Origin of the sequence: Rhodococcus sp. 15-725-2-2b (assembly GCF_002259075.1) — a bacterium.
Taxonomy (GTDB): Bacteria; Actinomycetota; Actinomycetes; order Mycobacteriales; family Mycobacteriaceae; genus Rhodococcoides.
Genome location: NZ_NPFL01000010.1, coordinates 107055 through 129261, shown reverse-complemented (window position 1 = coordinate 129261; position 22207 = coordinate 107055). Strand labels below are relative to the sequence as shown.

General features: G+C 65.1%; 23 protein-coding genes and 1 riboswitch. Of the genes, 4 read left to right on the top strand and 19 right to left on the bottom strand.

Annotated features, from left to right (window positions below):
- Positions 1 to 13: 13 nt before the first annotated feature.
- Positions 14 to 1201: an acetate kinase gene (locus CH306_RS12740; protein WP_094646798.1), complete on the bottom strand. Its 1188-nt coding sequence runs from the start codon at positions 1199 to 1201 to the stop codon at positions 14 to 16.
- A complete protein-coding gene (gene pta, locus CH306_RS12735; RefSeq protein ID WP_179272846.1) occupies positions 1198 to 3318 on the bottom strand; it encodes a phosphate acetyltransferase in 2121 nt (706 codons plus the stop codon). The genes CH306_RS12740 and pta overlap by 4 nt, the downstream gene beginning before the upstream one ends.
- Before the next feature lie 94 nt (positions 3319 to 3412).
- Here pta and CH306_RS12730 point away from each other — a divergent pair, with 94 nt between their 5' ends.
- Positions 3413 to 3925 carry a nitroreductase/quinone reductase family protein gene (locus CH306_RS12730; protein ID WP_032393754.1) on the top strand — a complete coding sequence of 171 codons (513 nt, stop codon included), beginning with the start codon at positions 3413 to 3415 and terminating at the stop codon, positions 3923 to 3925.
- A gap of 12 nt (positions 3926 to 3937) precedes the next feature.
- Here the strand turns inward: CH306_RS12730 and fgd are convergent, their stop codons facing one another.
- From fgd to CH306_RS12710, 4 genes are all read right to left on the bottom strand, one after another.
- On the bottom strand, positions 3938 to 4951 hold the full coding sequence (gene fgd / locus CH306_RS12725) for a glucose-6-phosphate dehydrogenase (coenzyme-F420) (protein WP_032380238.1): 1014 nt from the start codon (positions 4949 to 4951) through the stop codon (positions 3938 to 3940).
- A gap of 64 nt (positions 4952 to 5015) precedes the next feature.
- A complete protein-coding gene (locus CH306_RS12720; protein WP_032393753.1) occupies positions 5016 to 5348 on the bottom strand; it encodes a YidH family protein in 333 nt (110 codons plus the stop codon).
- Positions 5345 to 5665, bottom strand: coding sequence for a hypothetical protein (locus tag CH306_RS12715; RefSeq protein ID WP_082073910.1), 321 nt, complete (start codon positions 5663 to 5665; stop codon positions 5345 to 5347). The genes CH306_RS12720 and CH306_RS12715 overlap by 4 nt, the downstream gene beginning before the upstream one ends.
- Before the next feature lie 69 nt (positions 5666 to 5734).
- Entirely contained in the window at positions 5735 to 6427 is a 693-nt protein-coding gene (locus CH306_RS12710; RefSeq protein ID WP_094646876.1) for a GNAT family N-acetyltransferase, read from the bottom strand.
- Between the two features lie 104 nt (positions 6428 to 6531).
- On the opposite strand from CH306_RS12710, the gene map reads away from it, so the two are divergent.
- Positions 6532 to 7302, top strand: coding sequence for a type I methionyl aminopeptidase (map, locus tag CH306_RS12705; RefSeq protein WP_032393751.1), 771 nt, complete (start codon positions 6532 to 6534; stop codon positions 7300 to 7302).
- 12 nt (positions 7303 to 7314) lie between these two features.
- On the opposite strand, the gene CH306_RS12700 is transcribed toward map, so the two are convergent.
- Positions 7315 to 7728: a GNAT family N-acetyltransferase gene (locus CH306_RS12700; RefSeq protein WP_082074070.1), complete on the bottom strand. Its 414-nt coding sequence runs from the start codon at positions 7726 to 7728 to the stop codon at positions 7315 to 7317.
- Positions 7729 to 7992: 264 nt separating this feature from the next.
- Here CH306_RS12700 and CH306_RS12695 point away from each other — a divergent pair, with 264 nt between their 5' ends.
- Positions 7993 to 8472 (top strand): winged helix-turn-helix domain-containing protein, encoded by a 480-nt coding sequence (locus tag CH306_RS12695; protein ID WP_032393750.1) that lies wholly within the window; start codon positions 7993 to 7995, stop codon positions 8470 to 8472.
- 3 nt (positions 8473 to 8475) lie between these two features.
- Here the strand turns inward: CH306_RS12695 and CH306_RS12690 are convergent, their stop codons facing one another.
- Positions 8476 to 9000 (bottom strand): hypothetical protein, encoded by a 525-nt coding sequence (locus CH306_RS12690; RefSeq protein WP_032393749.1) that lies wholly within the window; start codon positions 8998 to 9000, stop codon positions 8476 to 8478.
- 98 nt (positions 9001 to 9098) lie between these two features.
- On the opposite strand from CH306_RS12690, the gene CH306_RS12685 reads away from it, so the two are divergent.
- Positions 9099 to 10064, top strand: coding sequence for a squalene cyclase (locus tag CH306_RS12685; RefSeq protein WP_094646797.1), 966 nt, complete (start codon positions 9099 to 9101; stop codon positions 10062 to 10064).
- 194 nt (positions 10065 to 10258) lie between these two features.
- Here the strand turns inward: CH306_RS12685 and CH306_RS12680 are convergent, their stop codons facing one another.
- From CH306_RS12680 to CH306_RS12630, 11 genes are all read right to left on the bottom strand, one after another.
- Positions 10259 to 10681 (bottom strand): nuclear transport factor 2 family protein, encoded by a 423-nt coding sequence (locus CH306_RS12680; RefSeq protein WP_032393747.1) that lies wholly within the window; start codon positions 10679 to 10681, stop codon positions 10259 to 10261.
- Between the two features lie 69 nt (positions 10682 to 10750).
- Positions 10751 to 11686: an NADP-dependent oxidoreductase gene (locus CH306_RS12675; protein ID WP_032393746.1), complete on the bottom strand. Its 936-nt coding sequence runs from the start codon at positions 11684 to 11686 to the stop codon at positions 10751 to 10753.
- A 37-nt stretch (positions 11687 to 11723) separates the two neighbouring features.
- The gene (locus CH306_RS12670; protein WP_094646796.1) at positions 11724 to 12848 is read right to left on the bottom strand and encodes an LLM class flavin-dependent oxidoreductase; all 1125 of its coding nucleotides are present in this window, start codon (positions 12846 to 12848) and stop codon (positions 11724 to 11726) included.
- Positions 12845 to 13585 carry a DUF1684 domain-containing protein gene (locus CH306_RS12665; protein WP_094630938.1) on the bottom strand — a complete coding sequence of 247 codons (741 nt, stop codon included), beginning with the start codon at positions 13583 to 13585 and terminating at the stop codon, positions 12845 to 12847. The genes CH306_RS12670 and CH306_RS12665 overlap by 4 nt, the downstream gene beginning before the upstream one ends.
- The gene (locus tag CH306_RS12660) at positions 13582 to 14937 is read right to left on the bottom strand and encodes an NtaA/DmoA family FMN-dependent monooxygenase (RefSeq protein ID WP_094646795.1); all 1356 of its coding nucleotides are present in this window, start codon (positions 14935 to 14937) and stop codon (positions 13582 to 13584) included. The genes CH306_RS12665 and CH306_RS12660 overlap by 4 nt, the downstream gene beginning before the upstream one ends.
- On the bottom strand, positions 14934 to 16010 hold the full coding sequence (locus tag CH306_RS12655; RefSeq protein WP_094646794.1) for an LLM class flavin-dependent oxidoreductase: 1077 nt from the start codon (positions 16008 to 16010) through the stop codon (positions 14934 to 14936). Before CH306_RS12655 ends, CH306_RS12660 begins: the two co-directional genes overlap by 4 nt.
- A complete protein-coding gene (locus CH306_RS12650; protein ID WP_094646793.1) occupies positions 16003 to 17601 on the bottom strand; it encodes a dipeptide ABC transporter ATP-binding protein in 1599 nt (532 codons plus the stop codon). The genes CH306_RS12655 and CH306_RS12650 overlap by 8 nt, the downstream gene beginning before the upstream one ends.
- The gene (locus CH306_RS12645; RefSeq protein WP_094646792.1) at positions 17598 to 18491 is read right to left on the bottom strand and encodes an ABC transporter permease; all 894 of its coding nucleotides are present in this window, start codon (positions 18489 to 18491) and stop codon (positions 17598 to 17600) included. The genes CH306_RS12650 and CH306_RS12645 overlap by 4 nt, the downstream gene beginning before the upstream one ends.
- Positions 18484 to 19464 (bottom strand): ABC transporter permease, encoded by a 981-nt coding sequence (locus CH306_RS12640; RefSeq protein ID WP_094646791.1) that lies wholly within the window; start codon positions 19462 to 19464, stop codon positions 18484 to 18486. The genes CH306_RS12645 and CH306_RS12640 overlap by 8 nt, the downstream gene beginning before the upstream one ends.
- 4 nt (positions 19465 to 19468) lie before the next feature.
- Positions 19469 to 21085 carry an ABC transporter substrate-binding protein gene (locus CH306_RS12635; RefSeq protein ID WP_094646790.1) on the bottom strand — a complete coding sequence of 539 codons (1617 nt, stop codon included), beginning with the start codon at positions 21083 to 21085 and terminating at the stop codon, positions 19469 to 19471.
- 219 nt (positions 21086 to 21304) lie between these two features.
- Positions 21305 to 21398: riboswitch (SAM riboswitch) on the bottom strand.
- Between the two features lie 104 nt (positions 21399 to 21502).
- Complete coding sequence (locus CH306_RS12630) at positions 21503 to 21934, bottom strand: hypothetical protein (RefSeq protein WP_143545379.1); 432 nt, start codon at positions 21932 to 21934, stop codon at positions 21503 to 21505.
- Between the last annotated feature and the right edge of the window lie 273 nt (positions 21935 to 22207).

Below are 22207 nucleotides of genomic sequence, written 5' to 3'. Positions count from 1 at the left end.
CTGCAGCGCTGTTCTAGCTGCCTCCTCGGACGAGGTCGTCCGCCGCACGAGCGATCGCCAGCTCCTCGTCGGTCGGCACCACCAACACCGTGACGGCAGACGCGTCGGTCGAGATCACCCGAGCCTGCTTGCTGCGCAGGGCATTACGCTCGGCGTCGATCTCGATGCCGAAGCCCTCGAGATTCGCCAGGGCATCCGCACGCACCGCTGCGGCGTTCTCACCGACACCGGCGGTGAACGTGATGGCGTCGAGTTTGCCCAAGCCGATCATGTACGCGCCAATGTACTTGCGGAGACGATGAATGTAGACCTCGTACGCCAGACGTGCCGAGGCGTCCCCGTCGTCGATGCGCTGCTGCAGTTGCCTGAAGTCGTTGACCCCGGACAGTCCGATCAGGCCGGAGCGACGGTTGAGCAGGTCGTCGATGTCGTCGACGCTCATGCCTGCACTGCGCCGCAGGTGCATGATCACACCGGGGTCGATATCCCCACTGCGGGTACCCATCACGAGCCCTTCGAGTGGAGTCAGTCCCATCGAGGTGTCGACCGCCTTGCCCCCTGCGACGGCCGAGGCCGAGGCACCGTTGCCCAGATGCAGCACGATCTGGTCGATGTCGGCGAGGTCGCGACCGAGGAACTGCGCCACCTGCTCGGACACGTACCGATGCGAGGTGCCGTGGAAGCCGTAGCGCCGAATGTCGTGCTCGGCAGCGACGGTTGCATCGATGGCGTAGGTCGCGGCGGCGTCGGGCAGGGAATGAAAGAAGGCCGTGTCGAACACGGCCACGTGCGGCACGTTCGGCAGTTGCTTCCTGGCGACCTCGATGCCCAGCACGTTCGGCGGATTGTGCAGCGGTGCAAGGTTGCTCAGATCGGAGATCTGTTGCACGACGGAGTCGTCGATGATCGTCGGACGGTAGAAGACCGTCCCGCCGTGGACCACACGGTGCCCGACGGCAGTGACCGATTCCAGTTCGACGCCTGCGTCGGCGAGCATCTCGAAGGCCAGGGCCAGACCGGCACCGTGATCGTCGATGCGCTGGACTCGCTCGACTGTCTCGCCCCGGTGGTCGAGTTCGACGCGTCCGTCGGACTCACCGATGCGCTCGACGAGCCCGCTGGCCACGGACTCCCCCGAGCCGGGGTCGACCAGTTGGAACTTGACCGAGGACGAACCGGAGTTGACGACGAGGATGCTCACTTGCCCTCCCCATCGGCCGCGGCGATGCCCTGTGCCTGAATCGCGGTGATGGCGACGGTGTTGACGATGTCCTCGACCAGCGCGCCGCGCGAGAGATCGTTGACGGGCTTGCGCAGGCCCTGTAGAACGGGTCCGACGGCGACCGCACCGGCACTGCGCTGGACGGCCTTGTAGGTGTTGTTGCCGGTGTTGAGGTCCGGGAAGATGAACACCGTCGCACGGCCTGCAACGTCGGAGTCGGGCAGCTTCGACGCGGCGACGGACGGTTCGATCGCCGCGTCGTACTGAATCGGACCCTCCACGAGCAGTTCCGGATTGCGTTCGCGCACAAGTGCTGTGGCTTGCCGTACCTTGTCGACATCGGCTCCGGAACCGGACTCGCCGGTGGAGTACGACAGCATCGCCACCCGCGGCTCGATACCGAACTGGGCTGCTGTCTGCGCGGAGGACACGGCGATGTCGGCGAGTTGCTCGGCCGTCGGGTCGGGTACGACGGCGCAGTCGCCGTAGGCGAGAACACGATCGGACAGGCACATCAGGAAGATCGACGACACGGTCGACACGCCCTCGGTCGTCTTGATGATCTCGAACGACGGCTTGATGGTGTGCGCGGTGGTGTGCGCGGCACCGGAGACCATGCCGTCGGCAATTCCCTTGTGCACCATCATCGTTCCGAAGTACGAGATGTCGGCCATGATCTCGCGGGCACGGTCGATCGTCATGCCCTTGTGTTTGCGCAGCTCGGTGTACTCGGCGGCGAAATCCTCGGCGTAGTCGCAGTTCTTGGGGTCGAGAACCGTAGCGCTGTCCAGATCGACGCCCAGTTCCGATGCGCGTCGTCGAATGGGGCCCTCCTCGCCGAGGATCGTCAGGTCCGCGACCTGACGCTGCAGCAGACGTCCGGCAGCCCGGAGGATGCGATCGTCACCGCCCTCCGGAAGCACGATGTGCTTGCGGTCGGCGCGGGCTCGGTGGATCAGCTGGTACTCGAACATCTGCGGGGTCGTGATGGTGGGGATGGCGATGTCGAGCCGCCCCAGAAGGGTTTTCGCGTCGACCCGTTGTTCCATCAGTCCGAGCGCGGTGTCCACCTTGCGCTGCGATCCCACCGCCACGCGGCCGCGCGTCTGCGCTGCAGCGGAGGCGGTGTCGAAGGTGCCGAGCTCGGTGGTCAGAATCGGCAACCGGGGGCCGAGCCCTGCCACCAGACGAGCGATCGCCGGATGGGGTTCGATGCCGCCGTTCATGATGATGCCGGCCAGCGACGGAAAACCCTCCGCCTCATGGGCATTGACGAGGGCGAGCAGCACGTCGGACCGGTCCGCCGGCGCGATGACGACGACGCCCTCGGTGAGGCGTTCGAGGATGTGTTCGGCCGTCATCCCACCGACCATGACCCGCAACGCTTCTCGCTGCAGCAGCGACGAGTCACCGGAGTACAGGGAACCGTCCACCGCCTCGAGCAGCTCCGCCATCGTCGGCGCGACGAGCAGTGGGATCTCCGGTAGCGACCACGCAGGCACGCCGACCGACGCCAAGGCGTCGGTCACCGCATCGAGATCGTCCGGCGCGCAACGGTTGGCCACGATCGCAGCCAGGTGGGCATGATGCTGACGCAGCTCGCCCTGGCACAGAGTGGCCAACTGCGCGATCTCGTCGGGCGTGCGACCGGACCCGCGCAGCGCAAGCAGCACGGGGGCGCCGAGATTGACGGCGATGCGGGCATTGAAACCGAGCTCACTCGGGCTGCCGACGTCGGTGTAGTCGCTGCCCACGATCACCACGGCGTCGCACTGAGCGGCCACCTCGTGGTACCGATTGACGATCTCGCTGAGCGCTGCATCCGCATCGGCGTGCACCTGCTCGTACGTGACACCGAGCGACTGCTCGTACGTCAGATCTGCGGTGGTGTGCTCGACGAGCAACTCGAGGATGTAATCCGGCTCGTCGGTGGAGCGGGCGATGGGACGAAACACCCCGACCCTGGCCGCGGACGCGGCGAGCATCTGCAGCACACCGAGCGCGATGGTCGACTTCCCGGTGTCCCCTTCCGGTGACGCGATGTAGATGCTCGAGGGATACATGTCCGACGCGTCGGTGCCGCTGGGCTCAGCCATGCCCGCCAGCCTAGTAGGGGTCGTTCCGCGGGCTCCACTCCTGCCCAGTGGTTGTGCTGTTGACACCGGGCGCGGTCGGGTTGTCCCATGAACCATGGCCGAATCACCGTTCCCGGATGTGCGCTGGGGCAGCGAAACCTCGTTCATCCGCAAGCCCGCCGTGAAGTTCGCGTCGACGAAGCCCGGTTCGTGGGTCATCAGGAACCTCGCAGGCGTCGACCGGTGGTTGCTGACCAAGTCCGACGGCCGCTTCACCGTCCTCGGCCCCATCGCGGCACCGGTGGTGTTGCTGACCACCACCGGCCGCAAATCCGGCAAACCCAGGACCAGCCCGCTGCTGTACTACCGGGAGGCCGACAAGATCTACGTCGTCGGATCGAATTTCGGTCAGCAGCACCACCCGGCGTGGACGTCGAACCTGCTCGCCGACCCGAAGGCCGTCGTGGCCATCGGCGGCAAGAAGATTCCGGTGACGGCCACCCGCATCACCGGCGACGAGAAGGCACGCATCTACCGCCAGTTCGACGCGATGGTCGAGGTGTACGGCGAATACGAAACCAGGACCGACCGCGACATGCGATTGTTCGCACTCACGGCCGATCGCTGATCTCGTCGGGAGTCAGCCGAGCTTGCGCAGGCGCGGCGCGAGGTCCTTCTCGAACAGTTCGAGGAACCGCTTCTGATCGTGGCCCGGTGCGTGGAACACCAGGTGGTTCAGGCCTGCGTCGGTGTACTGCTTGACCTTCTCCACTGCCTCGTCCGGGTCCGATGCCACGATCCAGCGCTTGGCGACCTGTTCGATCGGCAGCTCGTCGGCGGCCTTCTCCATCTCGATCGGATCGTCGATCGAGTGCTTCTGCTCCGGCGTCAGTGACAGCGGTGCCCAGAAGCGGCAATTCTCCAGCGCCAGTTCGGGATCGGTGTCGTAGCTGATCTTGATCTCGATCATCCTGTCGATCTCACCGGCGTCGCGCTCGGCCTTGCCCGCGCCCTCTTCCACCGCGGGAAGCAGTTTGTCGGTGTAGAGCTCCATGCCCTTGCCCGAGGTGCAGATGAATCCGTCGCCCGCACGTCCTGCATACCGCGCGACGACGGGTCCGCCTGCGGCGATGTAGACCGGGATGCCGCCCTCGGGGACGTCGTAGATCGACGCGCCCTTGGTCGTGTAGTACTCGCCCTCGAAGTCGACCCGGTCGCCGAGCCACAGCTCACGCATCAACCGCACCGACTCACGCAGGCGCGCGAATCGTTCCTTGAACTCCGGCCATTCGCCGGTGAACCCGGTGGCGATCTCGTTCAGCGCCTCACCGGTACCCACACCGAGCATGATGCGTCCGGGATACAGGCAGCCCATGGTCGCGAACGCCTGCGCGATGACCGACGGGTTGTAGCGGAACGTCGGCGTCAGCACCGAGGTGCCGAGCTGGATCGTGTTGGTGCGTTCACCGACGGCCGTCATCCATGCCAGCGAGAACGGCGCATGGCCACCCTCGTGACGCCACGGCTGGAAGTGGTCACTGACCGTCGCCGAATCCATACCGTGCTGCTCGGCCAGCACACCGAGCTCGACCAACTCCCGCGGTCCGAACTGCTCCGCCGATGCCTTGTAACCGAGTTTGAGACCCTGCGCCACGCCGAACTCCTGTCGTTGGTCGTCCTAGTTCTTCGATTGTGCACCCGCGGTGGTCGGCTGAGTACTACTGGATCCCCAGAACCGTGACCACTGCAGCCAGCAAAGCCACCGCACCGATACCGATCGCGAAGATCCACAGGTCTCGAGACTCCGGCATCGGTGCACCGTTCTCCAGAGCATGTCGAACGCGCAGCCACCGCCGTAGGCCGATGATCGGTGCCGCTGCGGCGAGGCCGATGAGAATCAGACCGAGGGTCGTCCGAACCCATCCCGTACTGAAATCGGGAACCAGGTGAACGATCGCGATTCCGCCGGCCAGGAGCCCGAGCGACGTCCTCAGCCAGGCGAGAAAGGTGCGCTCACTGGCGAGCGTGAACCGCTCGTCGGGGCGCGTCACTGCCGTGCGGTCATGCGCTCGCGAATCAGATGGGCAACCGATTCAGGATCGTCGGGGGTGAAGACCGGCGAGATGCGGCGGATGGTGAGCACCACTGCAGTGTCCTTCTTGGGACGCATCACGTCCAGCGGAAGCCACTGGTCGATCCAGGACGCACCCCACAGCCGCCACCGCCCGTTCCAGTTGCCGAGAACAGCGGTATCGACCGCGCGAATCCTGCCGTAGGGCACGAACTTCTTCGTGGCGAAGGGGAAGTAGTAGTACCTCAGGGTGACGCCTGCCTCGTCGAGACGGACCAATCCGTCGTCGTAGATCACATCCCGATTTGTTCGCACAGGTAACGGTATGCCTTCGGGCTCAGAGCGCGCAACAGCGAATTTCGGAACCTATCCCGAGTTCGACGCGGGCGTACGGACCAACGTCAGCTGCGAGGTTCGACGCAACTCGAATCCGATGGCGAGGTAGAGCTCGATGGCGCGGCCGTTCGCGTCCGACGCATGCAGGAACGGCTCCTCACCGCGGCCGCGAATACCGTGACCGACGGCGCGAACCAGATCCGTCGCCAGACCCTGTCCGCGGAAGGCCGGGTCGGTGCACACCGCGCTGATCTCCGTCCACCCCGGAGGGTGCATGCGCTCGCCCGCCATCGCGATCAGCGCGCCATCGCGTCGAACACCGAGGTACATGCCGAGTTCGATGGTGCGGGGCAGGAACGGTCCCGGCTCGGTGCGGCCGACCAGATCGAGCATCTCCGGGACGTCCGCAGCCGTCAGCTCGACCGCCTCGGCGAAGGGCCGCGTCTCGAGATGCGTGCCGACCAGCTGCACCAAACCGAATGTCTCCACATGCGACCACCCCTCGGGCAGTGCGCGTTCCGGACCGTTCAGCCCTACGACGGTGCGTGGCCCGAACAGAGCGGCGATGTCGTCCCAGTCCTGGGACTCGAGCACGTCGGGGTGCACCAGGAACGGAGACACCTCGGGATCGGCCCGCACGATCCGTCCGCGGCTGACGGCGAACCGCGAGAGCGAGCCCTCGAGGGAACAACGAACGGGGTCGTCGAGAGGATGAGCAGACACGACAGACAGCGTCGCACGAACCGAAACACGGCTTTGCGTGCCGTCGGACTCGACACCAATACTTATACCGGTATCGTTGTTCGGCATACGTCGAAAGGCACCACATGATCGAGATCCTCCCTCCCAGCAAGATCCCCCTCGCGCGCGAATCCGGCGCCCTGGTCGCCGGAATACTTCGGACCGTCCGCGAACGCGCCACAGTCGGCACCAATTTGCTCGAGATCGATCAGTGGACCAAGGAGATCATCGAGGGAGCCGGGGCGACGTCCTGCTACGTCGACTACGCGCCGTCGTTCGGGAGCGGGCCCTTCGGTCACTACATCTGCACTTCCGTCAACGACGCTGTGCTGCACGGTCTCCCGCACGATTACTCTCTTGCCGACGGCGATCTGCTCACCCTCGATCTGGCCGTGATACTCGGCGGTGTGGCGGCGGACTCGGCCATCAGTTTCGTCGTGGGCGAGGCCCGAGGAGAAGACACCGCGATGATCGAGGCCACCGAACGAGCATTGGCCGCAGGCATCGACGCAGCTCGCCCCGGCAACAAGATCGGCGACATCTCCCATGCCATCGGCACGGTCCTCGGTGCCGCCGGCTATCCGATCAACATGCAGTTCGGCGGCCACGGCATCGGCTCGACGATGCATCAGGACCCGCACGTGTCCAACTCCGGACGGCCGGGCCGTGGCTACGGCCTTCGACCGGGTCTGATGCTGGCACTGGAGCCGTGGATCATGGAGAACACAGACGAGCTGGTCACCGACCCCGATGGGTGGACCTTGAGAAGCTCGACGGGATGCCGCACCGCGCACAGCGAGCACACCGTGATCATCACCGACGACGGTGCCGAGATCATGACCCTGCCCAAGCTCTGACCCTCGATCGACTCACCACCGTTTCTCGAAGGTGTTGGAGAACGGGAGCACGTCGTAGGGCGCGAACACCGGGATACGGGTGTAACCGCTTTTCTCGTACAGCCTGACTGCGTCGGGCTGACGGTCTCCGGTTTGCAGGATCAGCCGCGGCAGTCCCTGCTCACGAGCCGCGTTCTCCGAGGCGACCAGCAGTGCCGTCGAGACGCCTGTTCCACGGTGGTCCACGTGGACGAACATTCGTTTGAGCTCGAGGTCGAGCCCGTTCCACCGCAGTGCCGCATGGCCGACCGCCTGCTCGACCCCCTCGGCATCGCGGCGGTAGACGACGAACGTGCGGTGCACCGTGCCCTCGTCGACGGCATTGGCCTGGGTCTTCGCCATCAGGGCAGCGCGATCTGCGTAGCGAGGACCCACCTCGGCGGCCATCTCGGCCCGGAGAGCGTCGGCGTCGGGATGATCCCAGTCGACGGAACGGGTGATGAGGTCGGTGCGAGGGTGGAGTGCGTCGGTCACGCCTGATCGCAACACGCGCGAGATCCTCCGGTCAACCGTTGCAATCACGGTGAGCGCATCCCTGACGAAACCTCACCCCATCGATCATTCTGTGACTGTGAACGAGAACTGTCGCTGCCCACGCTGACCATCCGACCCAGTTCTGCAGCGCACGTTCGTCACAGGAGACAACCAGCCATGAGCACCGAAGCCACAGTCGTCCTCCGCATTTCGGACTCGGGCACGTCGTCCTTGCAGGGATTGACCCGCCCACAACTGCACGCACTCGCCGATGCCCTTCGTGGCGCAGCGAAAAGCTATGCCCCGCATGCGAAGATCCTCACCCGATTCGACGTGCGGGTCAACGAACTCAACGCTCCTCTGGTGATCGACCTGCCGGCTCGCGACGTGATCGTCGGCGGCAAGAGTGTGCGCCTCAGCCACACCGAGTTCGAGATCTTCGCGTATCTCGCACAACGCCCGCGCGTTGTCGTGAATCGGTCGGAGCTCAGCGGTTCCGACGGCGGTCGCAGCGTCGACGTACACCTGTCGAGGGTGCGAACCAAACTCGGACACTTCGGCCGACTGATCACCACCGTCCGCGGGGCCGGCTACCGGTTCGACCCGGAGCCGGGCATCCGCGTCATCACCGACCCGACCGTACTGCGGAGCGCGTGACCGTTACTGCGACAGTGCGACGGACCTGCGACGACGATTTCGGCGAACGACAACGAAGACCAGCAGAGCCACGAGGACCACGGCGATGATCGCGCCCAATGCCGTCGCGCCGCGGAAGCCCGGTGCGCTGGTGTCGAGAGTGCGTTCGCCGGCATGAGCGGCATTGCTGGTTCCGAGAACGATGGTGAGTGTCAACAGGTTCGGGATGGCGGTGACGACAGCCAGGATCACCGATCCGATGGCCAGCTGCTTGCCCGCTCGACCCTTGCGGACCGACCATGCGCTCCAGAAGAACACCAGCGGCGCGAAGGTGCAGACGATGCCGAACAACAGGCCCCACAGAATGCCCTTGGTGAACGTGCGGTCGGCCAGTTCCTCGACCCGCAGACTCCACCAGCGCGGTAGGAAAGCCGCGAGGATGAAATACGCGATCAGCAGAAGCACGATGCCCGCTCCGACGAGGATGGCGCGTCGTTTCCAGTTGGCCGAACTGGTCGACGGTGCGGGCGTGGTCGGATCTGCAGTCATGTCGCAATCGTAGATCGTGCGGAGCGTTACCCCACGCGAGTCGAGACCCGATCGTTAGCTGGACCTCCCGCGAACGAACGACGTTAGACTCCTCGGCCATGGTCGCCGACTTCCTGCGCGAATGGCTCATCGACTCGGATCCGGCGCTGCGTTGGCAGGTCGAGCGCGACATCGTGAACGAATCCCCCGCGATATGGGAGGCAACGCGCGCACGAGTGCCGACCGAAGGATTCGGTGCACGGCTATTGGCGCTGCAGGACGCGGACGGCCAATGGGCGGGTGGTGCTTACTTCCCTGCCGGCTTCGACGGTTCGGCCGAACAGGGGCAACCCTGGACCGCAACCACCTGGTCGCTGAACTCGCTGCGTGAATGGGGTGTCGACCCAGCCGTTCTGCGATCGCGTCGCACTGCAGAACTGCTCGCGGAGAACAGCCGGTGGGAGTACGAGAACCTGCCGTACTGGGGCGGCGAGGTGGACTGCTGCATCAATGCGTGGACCCTCGCCAACGGGCTGTGGCTCGGTGCCGACGTCGAGGGCATCGTCGAATGGTTTCTCGCGCACCAACTGCAGGACGGTGGATGGAACTGCGAGTGGGTCGACGGCTCCACCCGGTCGTCGTTCCACTCGACGCTGAACTCGCTGAAAGGATTGCTGGCGTACGACGCGGCCACCGGTGCCACGATGGAGACGCGGGCCGCACGACGCACCGGTGAAGAATATCTGCTGACGCGAAAGCTGTTGTACACGTTGTCCACCGGCGAGGCGGTCGGACCCTGGGTGAGTCGCTTCGTCCACCCGTTCCGCTGGATGTACAGCGCTCTCAACGCACTCGATTATTTTCGGCACGCGTCTGTGCTCGACGGAACGCCGCCGGATCGCCGTCTGGAGGAGGCAATCGGAGTCGTCCGGGCCGCCCGACAGAGCGACGGAACGTGGTTGCAGGGTCGAACCCTGTCCGGTCGGGTCTGGTTCGAGACCGACGTGCCGGAGGGCGAACGCTCGAAGTGGCTGACCCTGATCGGAACCCGCGTACTGACATGGTGGGATTCATACGACCGCTGAGGGTGCGGGCCAACCCCCGTCCGTATTCAGCCGCGAATACCGAAGTCGACGGCAGCGTGGGTGCAGGCAGGTTGTGATCCCAGACGATCGATGATGGCCGTCAGTCGTCTTCTGAGCCAGGTCATGAACGCGACGCTAGGCTCGCCGCCCGAATAGCGCACCCGTTGCAATCACGCTGACTCGAAGGCCTGGCGCTACCGATCCTGTTCCGTCGACCTCCAAGAAGATCCGGTCTCCCGTTCGAACGCTGGTCGCACGTCGACCGTGTCGTACACGATCGACAGTGTTGTGATCCGGCCGTCGTCGTCGAGTTCGGCGACATCGACGACGTCGAACGGGGCAGCCACCCCGGAGGGTAGCCGCCAGTCGAAATGGAACCAGAACGTGACGAGCCGCGTTCCTGCCGAGGTGCGCCCCTCTGACACGCCCTTCGACGTCAGCTCCGCGCTGTCGGTATCGATGAACAAAGCGCGATAGAAGTCGGGTGCGGGAGTCGGACCGTACAACGGCGAATGCACAACGGCACCTGGCGCGAACAGACTCACGATCGCATCGAGGTCGGCGCGATGGAGGGCGTCGAGGTAGCTCTTCACCAGGTCGTCCGTGGCCGAGTTCATGCGCCAACGCTAACCGATCGCAGAACGTCCGCGGCGGCCCGCCACAGAGCGGATCGCACAGCTCCCGCGTCAGGGAATCAGGACGAACTTTCCGCGGGGGTGCGTCGACTGCAGTTCGGCGTGCGCCCTCGCGGCGTCGGAGAGCGGGAAGGTCTTGGCGACCGTCACTTCGATGACTCCCGCGGCGGCCTGCTTCAACAGGGCGGGCGATGCGAGGCGTCGACGCTCCATGCTTGCCGGCCCACCGACGGTCGAGAACCCGTCCGCTTCAGCACGGCCGAAGGCGGCCGTCGTCACCAAACGTGCTCGGTCCGTGAGCACTTCGAGAGAGACATCGATGGCCTCGTCGGTACCCACGGCATCGACGGCTGCATCGATACCGTTCGGGGCAGCCGCACGAACACGATCGAGCAAGCCATCACCGTATTCGACGGGCTCGGCCCCGAATGCTCGCAGTGCGTCGTGATTCTGTGCGCGTGCGGTTCCGATGACGGTGGCACCGCGCTCTTTCGCGAGCTGGGCCACGACGGATCCGACGCCGCCTGCGGCCCCGTGCACGAGGACCGTGTCACCGTCTTTCACGGCGACGGATTCGAGTGCGTCGTAGGCCGTTCCGGCTACGGCCAGCACTCCGGCAGCAACGTTCCAGTCCAATGCGGCCGGCTTCGGAAAGACGAACCGTGCGGGAACCAGAATCCTCTCGGCGTAGGTACCGTTTCGGCCCGACACGATCACGGCGTCGCCGACGGCGATGGGTCCGACCGGCCCCTCGACGTCTCCGCCGACCGCAACGACGATGCCCGACGCCTCACTGCCCAACGCGATCGGGAGCTTGGATTCGTCGGTGCCGAACGCGCCGCTGTAGCTCTTGTAGTCGAAGGGATTGACGCCGATCGCCTTGAGCTCGACCAGGACCTCACCGTCGGACGGTTCGGGAACCTCTCGTTCGACGATCTCGATGACGTCCGGCCCACCGTAGGACGCTGCCACTGCTGCTCGTGTCATGGAACCTCCAACGGTCGATGCGGTGAGTATGTTCCGATCACACCCGTAGTCGCGGCAGTCCCCACTCCTTACCGAGCAGCTCGTACGAACGCAACCGATCCACGTGATCGTAGGTCACCGAGGTGAGCACCAGTTCGTCCGCGCCCGTCACCTCCTGCAACGCCTCCATCCTGTCCGTCACGGTGGCTGCGGATCCGACGAACTGGGTCTCCACCCGATCGGCGACGAGCCGATACTGCTCGTCGGTCAACGGCCTGGCACCGTCGGGATTCGGATACTCGGCGGCACCGTGTCCACTGCGAATGCTGTACACCCACTGCGGAAACGACGCTGCCAGCCCACGTGCCTGCTCGTCCGATTCCGCGACGACCACATCGGCCGACACCGCCACGTACGGCTCGGACAGACCTGCCGAGGGCACGAAGGATCGGCGATACTCGTCGATCGCGTCGAGCGTCGTGCCCGGGCTGAAGTGATAGCTGGCCGCGAAGGGCAGACCACGCGCACCTGCCTCACGCGCGGTCGGCCCCGCGCTGCTGCCGAATAGCCACACCGACAAGCCCGCACCCGCACCCGGCCTCGCCGTCAACGGCACACCGTCCCGTTCGTAAGTCCCGGCGAGCAGCGCGGCCAGATCGTCGAGCTGACCGACGAAATCCGGTGCCTGCGCCTCGGGCTGTTGCAGCGCCGCCAGGGACGCCGAGAGCAGTGGGGTCCTACGTGGTGCAGCCTCCGCCGGTGCGGGAGGAAAGAGCCCACTGGGATCGGGCGACGACACACGCTCGGGCATTCCCCGCCCATCGCCTGCGACCGCCTCGGCTCGTCGCTGACCCGACCGACCGACCCCCAGATCGATCCTTCCCGAATACAACGCGTCGACGGTCCCGAACGATTCGACGACAGCTGCGGCCGTGGTGAATCCGAGTTGAACGGCCGCCGATCCGACGCGAATCCTGTTGGTGGCAGCAGCAATCAGGCCGATCAGCACCGCGGGCGACGAACTCGCGACCCCGACAAAATGGTGCTCGGCCACCCAATAGCGCTCGTAGCCCCACTCCTCGGTCTGGCGTGCAAGGTCGACCGTGTTTCGCAGCGCTTGCTGGACGGTGGACCCCTCGCTGATCGGGGACAGATCGAGAACGGACAATGGAACTCGGGTCATCTCGGGTTCTTCTCCCCTGCCTCGACGGCGATGGTCAGCCTGTTCTCGGTAGGCGCAACCGGGCACGTCGCGTAGTCGGTGAACGCACACGGAAGGTTCGATGCCCGGTTGAAATCGAGAACGACGGTGCCGTCCACCGGAGCGGGCACTGCCAGGATCCGTGCAGCCGGATAGGTGGTCACCCCGCTCGTGGCGTCGGTGAACAGGACCTTCAGACCATTGCCGTTGCCACCGAAGGCAATCAGCTGCGCAGCGGCACCGGCCAACTCGAAGTCGAGAGTGCCCACGGCCGAGTGGTGATGTTCGAGTCCTTCCACCACGGCTCCGGTCGTGACGGTCACCGGAGAGTCGTACGGGGTGAACGTCCCGGTGGCAACGAACTCCTCGTCGGGCTCGTAGGCCGGGATGCCGTCGTAGGACTGCAGGGTCTGCGCTTTCGGATCGTGCACCCGCAGCGCGACCGAACCGGTCCGACGGATCACCTCGATACGCCGATCTCCGTCCTGCACCAGGATGCCCGGTGCGCCCTCCACCGGATTCAGCGCGGTCACGCCATCGAACCCCTCGACGGTCACCGAATCGGCGTCGGCCCTCCACCGGCCGGGAAGATCCGCGACGGTCTCGAATTCATCGGTGAGCCAATACAACCCGGTCAACGACACCCAACCGAGGGGATCACCGTAGGACGCCTCTCGCTCGGCATGCCATTGCTTCCAGTCCTGCTCGAAATCGCTCATGATGCTCGCACTCCTTCTCGCTGTTCGTACGGGTGCCGCAGACCGAGGTGCTCGCGCAAGGTGGTGCCGGTGTATTCGGTGCGGAAGCTGCCGCGGTCCTGTAATTCCGGAATCACTCTGTCGACGAATTCGTCGAGGCCGGCAGGGGTGATGTGCGGGACGAGAATGAAGCCGTCGCTCGCGTTGTTCTGCACGTAACTGTCGATCTCCTCGGCCACGTGCGCGGGGGTTCCGACGAACTGCTGCCGTGTCGTCATCGCGATGATCAGTTCACGAATACTCAGGTTGTCTGCTTCGGCTCGCTCGCGATACTGCTGGGCGATGGTTCTGGGGTCGCCGTGTCTCGCACGGCCACGGGTGATCGACACATCGCCGCTGGGTTCGATGTCGGGCAGTGGCCCGTCGGGATCGTATGCGGACAGGTCCTGTCCCCACACCTGTTCGAGGAACGCGATGGCCGTCCTGCCGCTGACCTGCTGATGCCGGATGTGATCCGCCTTCTCGGCGGCGTCCTGCGCAGAATCTCCGAGCACGAACGTCGCCGCGGGCAGCACCTTCAGGTCGTCGTGATCGCGGCCGTACTTGGCGAGCCGACCCTTGACGTCGGAGTAGAACTTCTGTCCGTCCTCGAGAGTGCCGTGGATGGTGAAGATCGCGTCGGCCTTGGCGGCACCGAATTCTCGACCTTCGTCGGAATCGCCCGCCTGCAACAGAACCGGATGTCCCTGCGGACTGCGCGGCAGCGTGAAGCGGCCCTCCACATCGAACTGGGGTCCGGAATGCCGGACCGTTCCGATCTCCGATTCGCGGCCGAAGACTCCACGCTCGCGATCGACGACGAACGCGTCGGACTGCCATGAGTCCCAGAACTTTCGCGCGACGTCGATGATCTCGTTGGCACGCACGTAGCGGTCGGCACGATCGAGGTAGCCGCCCCGCCGAAAATTCTCGCCCGTGAACGCGTCCGAGGACGTCACCATGTTCCATGCCGCTCTACCGTCGGACAGGTGATCCAGCGACGAGAACTGTTTGGCGAGCTCGAACGGCTCGTTGAAGGTCGTGTTGATCGTCCCGGCAAGTCCGAGCCTGCTCGTCACCGACGCAAGCGCGTTGAGGACGGTGAGCGTATCGGGTCGCCCTACTACATCGAGGTCGTGAATCTTGTTACGGTGCTCACGCAGTCGCAGCCCTTCGGCGAGGAAGAAGAAGTCGAACAGGCCGCGTTCGGCCGATTCGGCGAGGTGTACGAACGAATCGAACTCGATCTGGCTCTTCGACTCCGGATCGGCCCAGACGGTGGTGTTGTTGACGCCCGGGAAATGGGCACCCAGATGAATCTGCTTCTTCGTCACAGGCTCTTCCCTTCGAGTGCATAGCGATTGGCCGGACGTCTCAGGCCGAGACGCTCGCGCAAGGTCGATCCGCTGCGGGTGTCCGTGGCCGGAAGTGCTGCCACTCCGGACGGCAGCGCGAGCGGTACCAGCGTGACTCCGTCCAGGCCGGCCGCCTCGACGGATCCGAGGAGCAGGTGCAAGCCCGCCAGGTCGCCGATATGCGACACGGACTCGGCGACTCTGACGTGCCCCGCCCAGTTGTCGAGCTGAGCGAGTTCTTCAGCGGCAGAATCGGATACCAGGGTCTCCACATCCAACAGAACGAACACGTCGGCCGGGTCACGGCCTTCCGCAACGACGGCCCGTCGAATACGGGCGGCAACAGTGGCCGCATTCTCGACTGTGTCGGCGGCGATGCGGACGATATCGGCGCGCGCCGCGGCCACCGACACGGACTCCGTGGAGTCCACGCGGATCACGACGAGCGGCTGCCCCTGCGGAGACCTCGGAGTGATGGACGGGCCCTTGACCGAGAAGTTCTCACCCTCGAAGTCGATGTAGTGCAGCTTGTCTCGGTCGATGAACCGCCCCGACTCGACGTCGCGAATCTCGGCGTCGTCCTCCCAGCTGTCCCAGAGCCTGGTGACGACCTCGACTGCCTCATCCGCCTCACGCCACAGACTACTGCTGTCCTGCTCCGCTTTTCGGCCGAACAGCGCTGCCTGCTCGGCTCCCGGACTGACCTCGACCTGCCACCCGGCCCGGCCGTGGGATGCGAAATCCAGGCTCGCGATCTGCTTCGAGATGTGAAACGGCTCGGTGTGCGTGACGGTGATCGTGGGCACCAACCCGATGTTCTCGGTGAGGGCGGCTGCCCGTGCCGCGACGGCTGCGGCCTCGAGCGTCCGACTGGCGAACGAATCGCCCAGGAAGGCGACATCGACACCTGCTCGATCTGCAGCCTGGAGCTGGTCGATCCAGAATCCTGCTGTGAACACTTCTTCGGCGCGGGAGTCGGGGCGACGCCAGGCCTGCGAATGTGCGCCGGTGCCTTTCAGCTCGATCGCGGTCAAAAACAGCGTGTCAGACACTGGTGCTCGCTTTCTCGTGCGCGCTTCCGGGGATGGCCCCGAGTAGCTCGCGGGTGTAGTCCTGCTGTGGATTGTCGAACAGTGCTGCGGTGTCGCCGTATTCCACGATGACTCCGGATTGCATCACGGCCACGGTGTCGCTGATCTGACGCACCACGGCCAGATCGTGGGAGATGAAGAGGTAGCTCAGACCCAGCTCGGACTGCAGGTCGCCCAGCAGCGTCAGAATCTGCGCCTGCACCGATACGTCGAGGGCCGAGACCGGCTCGTCGAGCACCACCAGTTCCGGCGCGAGGGCCAACGCGCGGGCGATGGCGACGCGCTGACGCTGCCCACCGGAGAGCTCGGCCGGCCGCCGGGCCAGGTAATCGCTGGCGAGTGCCACCTGATCGAGCAGCGTCCTGGCACGCTCGGAACGCTCACGCGAGGTACCGACCCTGAACGCGTCCAACGGTTCTCGCACGATCTCCCCGACGCGCAACTTCGGGTTCAGTGAGGCGTACGGGTTCTGATAGACGATCTGTACACGCCGCCGCAGTTCACGCTTGGCCTTGCCACGCAGACCCGTGATGTCCCTGCCGTCGAACGTGACCGACCCCGACGACGCGGTCTCGAGACCGATCGCGATGCGCGCCAACGTGGATTTGCCGGAACCGGATTCGCCGACGAGCGAGACCGTCCGCCCCCGTTCGACGGTCAATGCGGCTCCTTTGACCGCATCGAGGTGGACGCCGCGGCCGATGGTGAAGCGTTTCGAGACGTCGCCGACCGTCAGGATCGGCTCGCCGACCGTGGGGCGCGCGGGTCGTACGGCGGTGTTCAACGAGGGCGCTGCAGCCAACAGCTGACGTGTGTACGCGTGGGTCGGGTTCGCCAGTACCTTTGCAGTGGGGCCGGATTCGACGATCCGTCCTGCGCTCATGACGATGAGGCGGTCGGCTCTGTCCGCAGCCACGCCCAAGTCGTGGGTGATCAGCAGGACCGCGGCACCGGTCTCGGCGATCCTGGTGTCGAGATGGTCCAGGATGCGACGCTGCACGGTGACGTCGAGGGCGCTGGTCGGCTCGTCGGCGATCACCAGTTCCGGGCGGCACGCGAGAGCGATCCCGATCAGTACGCGCTGACGCTGCCCACCGGACAGGTCCTGCGGATACTGCCGCGCCCGCACCTCGGGGTTGTCCAGCCCGGCTTCGGTGAGGATCCGAATCGCCTCGATCTTCGCGGAGCGGCGATCGGCCAGACCGTGCACCCGCAGCACCTCGGCAACCTGGTCGCCGACGCGAACAACCGGGTTCAGCGAGGTGGTCGGGTCCTGCGGGACGAGCCCGATGTGGCGGCCGCGCAACCGGTTCAGCGTCTTGTCCGACGCCGTATCGAGCCTTTGCCCGTCGAACGTCACCGATCCGCCCACGATGCGTCCGGAACCCGAGAGCAGGCCGATGAGCGCGTGCGCAGTCGTCGACTTTCCGGAGCCCGATTCACCGACCACGGCCACCACTTCACCGCGGTCGACAGTGAACCCGATGCCGGAGACGGCGGTCGTCTCACCGTAGTTCACGTGCAGATTCTCTACTTCGAGAATGGGGCTCATCGCGATCGCCTCTCGAGTGCATGCCCGAGGCGGTGCGCGGACACGACGACAGCCACGATCACCAATCCCGGCAATGTGGTCATCCACCATGCGGTGGCCAGGAAGTTGCGGCCCTCGGAAATCAGCGATCCCCACTCCGGGGTGGGCGGAGCAGCACCGAAACCGAGGAAGCTGAGCGCCGACACCGCGAGAACCGCCATACCGAATTCGACTGCAGCGAGAGCGATCACAGCGCCGTACGAGTTTCTGAGGATGTGCCTGCGGAAGACATCGAACCACCGCACACCCGAGGCGTACGCCGCTTCGACGTACAGCGATCTGCGCACCCGCAGTACCTCCGAGCGCATCACTCGGGCGAAGTTGGCGATCAGCGTGACTCCGACGGCGATAGCGACGTTCACGGTGCCGAAGCCCAGTGCGGTCACCAGCGCCAACGAGAGCAACAACGTCGGAATCGACAGCAGGACATCGACGATTCGCATCAGCACCGCGTCCACGATTCCGCCGACGGCGCCCGAGACCAGACCGATGATCGAGCCGACCACCAGTGCGATACCGACCGCCAACAGCGTTGCCGTCAGCGACAGTCCGGAACCGTGGACCACTCGGGTGAAGACGTCACGGCCGATGTTGTCGGTGCCGAACCAGTGCGACGCGCTGGGTGCCTGGAGCTTGTCGGCCGGCGTGCCGACCAGCGGGTCGCCGCTGGCGAACACGGACGGGAACAGCGCGAACCCGAGAGCCAACAACAGCACGATCACGGAGGCACCGAGCCAGATGTGTTTCAAGACATCTCGCGGACCTAGCCGCCGCGTGCGTGCCGGTGCGTCTTCGCCTGCCTCGGGACTTGTCGAATGGACGGCAGGTTCACGAATCAGGATGTCAGACATGAGCTTTCTCCGGTTCTACACTGGCCTGCGCGGGCCGGTATTCGCGCACGATGCGCGGATCGATCAGCGGATAGAGCAGGTCGACTGCGAGATTGACCAGGACGAAGACCAGCGACGTGAGAACGACGATGCCCTGCACCACCGGAATGTCCTGCGCCAGCACCGACGTCTGGGTCAGACGTCCCACTCCTGCACGCGAGAAGACCGTCTCGACCACTACCGATCCGGCCAGCAGGGTGCCGACCAGGACCCCGGCAATCGTGAAGGCGGGGATCGAGGACAGTCGCAGAACGTGTCGAGTTTGCACCCGCAGGCGTGAGACCCCCTTGGCACGAGCCACATCCACGAACGGCTGCTTCCACGTGGTGGCCATGCTGGTGGCCAGGACCTGGGCGATGACAGCGCCGGTCGGTAGAGCGAGCGTCACGGCAGGTAGCACCAACGACGCTGCGCCTGCGTCACCGAACGCCGGGAACCAGCGAAGTCGGAACGAGAACAGTTGCAGCAGCAGTAGTCCCACCCAGAACGTCGGCACCGCCACCCCGAGCGGTGGGAGGGCGAGCAGCAAATTCTTCAGCCAGCCGATACGGGTGTACGTGGCGGCGTAGGCCACCGCGGATCCGAACACGACGGCCAACACCAGCGCTGTCCCCGCCAGACCGAGTGTGCTCGGTACCGCGTCGAGGATGGCCGTCGTCACCGGTTGGCCGGTGGCGATCGACAATCCGAAATCACCTTGCACGGCCCCGACCAGTGAATGCCAATACTGCACCAGCACCGGCTGATCCAGGCCGTAACGAGCCTGCAACTCGGCGATGGCCGCAGCGTCCGCCGGGGTGCCCGATCCGGCCGAGTCGACGGCAAGACTGACCGGGTCCGAGGGAAGGAGGAAGAGGACGATGAACGAGATGGTGAAGGCAGCCCACAGCACCGCAAGTGCCTGCAGTACTCGCTGCCCGATGTAGCGGATCACGGCGCTACTGCCCGCTCAGCCAGGTGTCGAAGAACTGCAGGCGGGCCGAGGCCTCGAACTTCAGATCCTGCACCGCCGAAGCCGCGCCGACGGCCTGCGAGAGCTCGATCGTGGGGATCCACAATCCGTTGTCGAGGATCTGTTCCTGCGCGGTTGCGAGAATCTCGTTGCGCGCTGCAACGTCCGTGGCCGAGAGCTGCTCCGTCAACGATGCATCCAGATCCGGAATCGGGCCGCGCGCATTGAGGTTGCGGCCGTCGACTGCGAACGAAGTGCGCAGAATGTCGCCGTCGGCGCGGGTGCTGTTGTAGTACGTGGAGTCGTAGTCCTTGGTGCCTTGCCGCGCCGTCGCCTCCGACGTGGACACCATCTCGAGCTGTAGGTCGACGCCGACCGCGCGCAACTGCTGCTGGGTCAGCTCCAGGACCGCCTGGTTGCCGGCGAACACGGCCGAGTACATGACCTCGAAACTCAGCTTCTGTCCGTCTTTTTCGCGTATTCCGTCAGCACCGGGAACCCAGCCCGCGGCGTCGAGGAGCGACTTCGACTTCTCGGGATCGTAAGTGACATCTGCGAGTTCGACGTAGCCCGGGGTAGCGCTGGCCAATGTGCTTGTGGCCGTTCGGAAGTCCGGTCCGAGGACCGTGTCGACGAGTTCCTGACGATTGATCGCCGGCACCAGAGCCGTCCGAACGGCGGGGTCCTGCAGCGCACCGCGAGTGACGTTGGGCTGAATGCCGAACGGAACGCCGGGGTTGGATGTCGTGAGGATCCGGCCACCGACCGCCTCGATCTGCGGCGCGTCCTGCGGCAGCGCGTCACTGACCGCGTCGAGCTGGTCGGAGGACAAACTGCCGGTACGTACACCCGACTCCGGCACGATGGTGAATTCGATGCGGTCCAGGTACGCCTCGCCCTCGTGGCCGAATACCGCAGAGCCCCAGTTGTATCCGGTTCGCTTGGCCAAGGTGACGGAGCGGTCCTGCTGGTAGTCCGCGTAGGTGAACGGTCCAGATCCGATGTTGGTACCCAAGCACCGCGACTCGGCCGACTGCGCCGACGTCGCAGTGGACTGGATTCCCAGCTGAGGTGTCGAACTCGCCTGGAGGAACTGCGCATTGGGTGCCGAGAACTCGATGCGAACCGTGAGCGGATCGACGACCATGGCACCCTGATAGCCGGTCAGGTAGCTGGCGGCCAGCGGCGCCTTGGCGGCACCGAGGGTTCCGGTGATGGCATCGAAATTGTCCTTGACGGCGGTGGCGTCGAGCGGGGTGCCGTCGCTGAACGTCACTCCGTCTTTCAGCTGGAAGGTGAACGACCTCGCGTCGGAACTCACTTCCCAGCTCTCGGCCAACCACGGTTCGATCTCGCCGGTCTCCGGATCTTGATCGGTGAGTGAGTCGACCACCTGTCGGGTGACATAGATCGTCTGATTGGTGCCGGACTGCGCGGGGTCGGAGCAGGTCGGGGCCCCGGACAGGCCGTAGCGCAGCGTGCCGCCCGGCTGGGCGGGGCCGGCATCGGCATTCGAGGTGGTGGCGCTACCAGCGCACCCGGCGAGCAGTGTGGCGGTGGCGGCGATTACTCCGGCCACCAAAAGAACAGGGCGAGTGGACACGTGGGTGTCTCCGGTATCTGGTCGATCGCACACGAACTCCCGCGTCCGAGCCACGTGTGCCCAGGAAGGAGGTCGTGCAGAAGGTGAGGTGTGGTGTCGAAAAGTACGGTGCCGAAATGTCAGCTAAGACAGGTCGAACCGTTCAGACGGCACAGATCCACATGGAGACGGCGGCAACCGTCGACGAAACCTGAGGCGACTCGGGTGTTCACGTAAATTCCTCCATCGGTCCCGGCGGTAGCACCCTCACCCGACAAGCGGGGGGTTGCTGCGACGTCATAGAGCCAGGTCTCTCGGTCGCTCTGGATGGTCCTACGTTCCCGATACTACGAGAGGGTCGGCGCAGTTGCCAACCGGGGTAGGAATTGCGCACGAGGTGGGACTCGGAATGGGCGGCGGCCGGAATCACCCCAACAGTCAGACGGCAACGGTCAATTCAGCGCCTTCGCTGCCGATAGGTTCCGAATCGATGTGTTGCTCTGACCTCTTCGATTCGTGATCGCACACGCGTCGCACCCAATAGCCGATTGTTTCGTCGGCCGCGGCGAACCGATCCAATACATCCACACACAGCCAAGTTGCGACCGAGAAATCCTGCTCCGCAGCATCCAGCCCGATCAGCGTCAACTCGTCGGCCACAGCAAGTAGCGCGTAGTCGACTTCGGAACCTGTGCGTTCGAGCCACGCCAACGCACGCCGCAGCAGCATCCAGTCGGATGCGAACACACGCTCGGTAGCCGATTGTCTGCACAGTTCCGCCGTCGCAGTGAGGGTCTCGACGACCGGTATGGACACTGCGCCGTCCAATTCGGCGAGCAGCCCTCTATCGGAGTCGATCAAGTCGGCCATATACCGCCAACTAGTGGGGAGGTCGACGTCCTCGGACCACAATTCCGTCGTGCCGAATTGGAGTCGGGTGACCAATTCTCTCGGCGAACTGCACGAAGCGAAAAAGCGAAACGCGTCGTTCATCTCGATCATCCCCATTGGGTCACACGAAGCTGACGGACACCGGCTCGACACACGAGTGGCGGAGTTACTGACACGCAGCACGATCGTCACCGAAACCAGCGCCGCTGCTGTGGTCGTTACGTCGGCCTTGACCGTTATTGAACGCCCTGA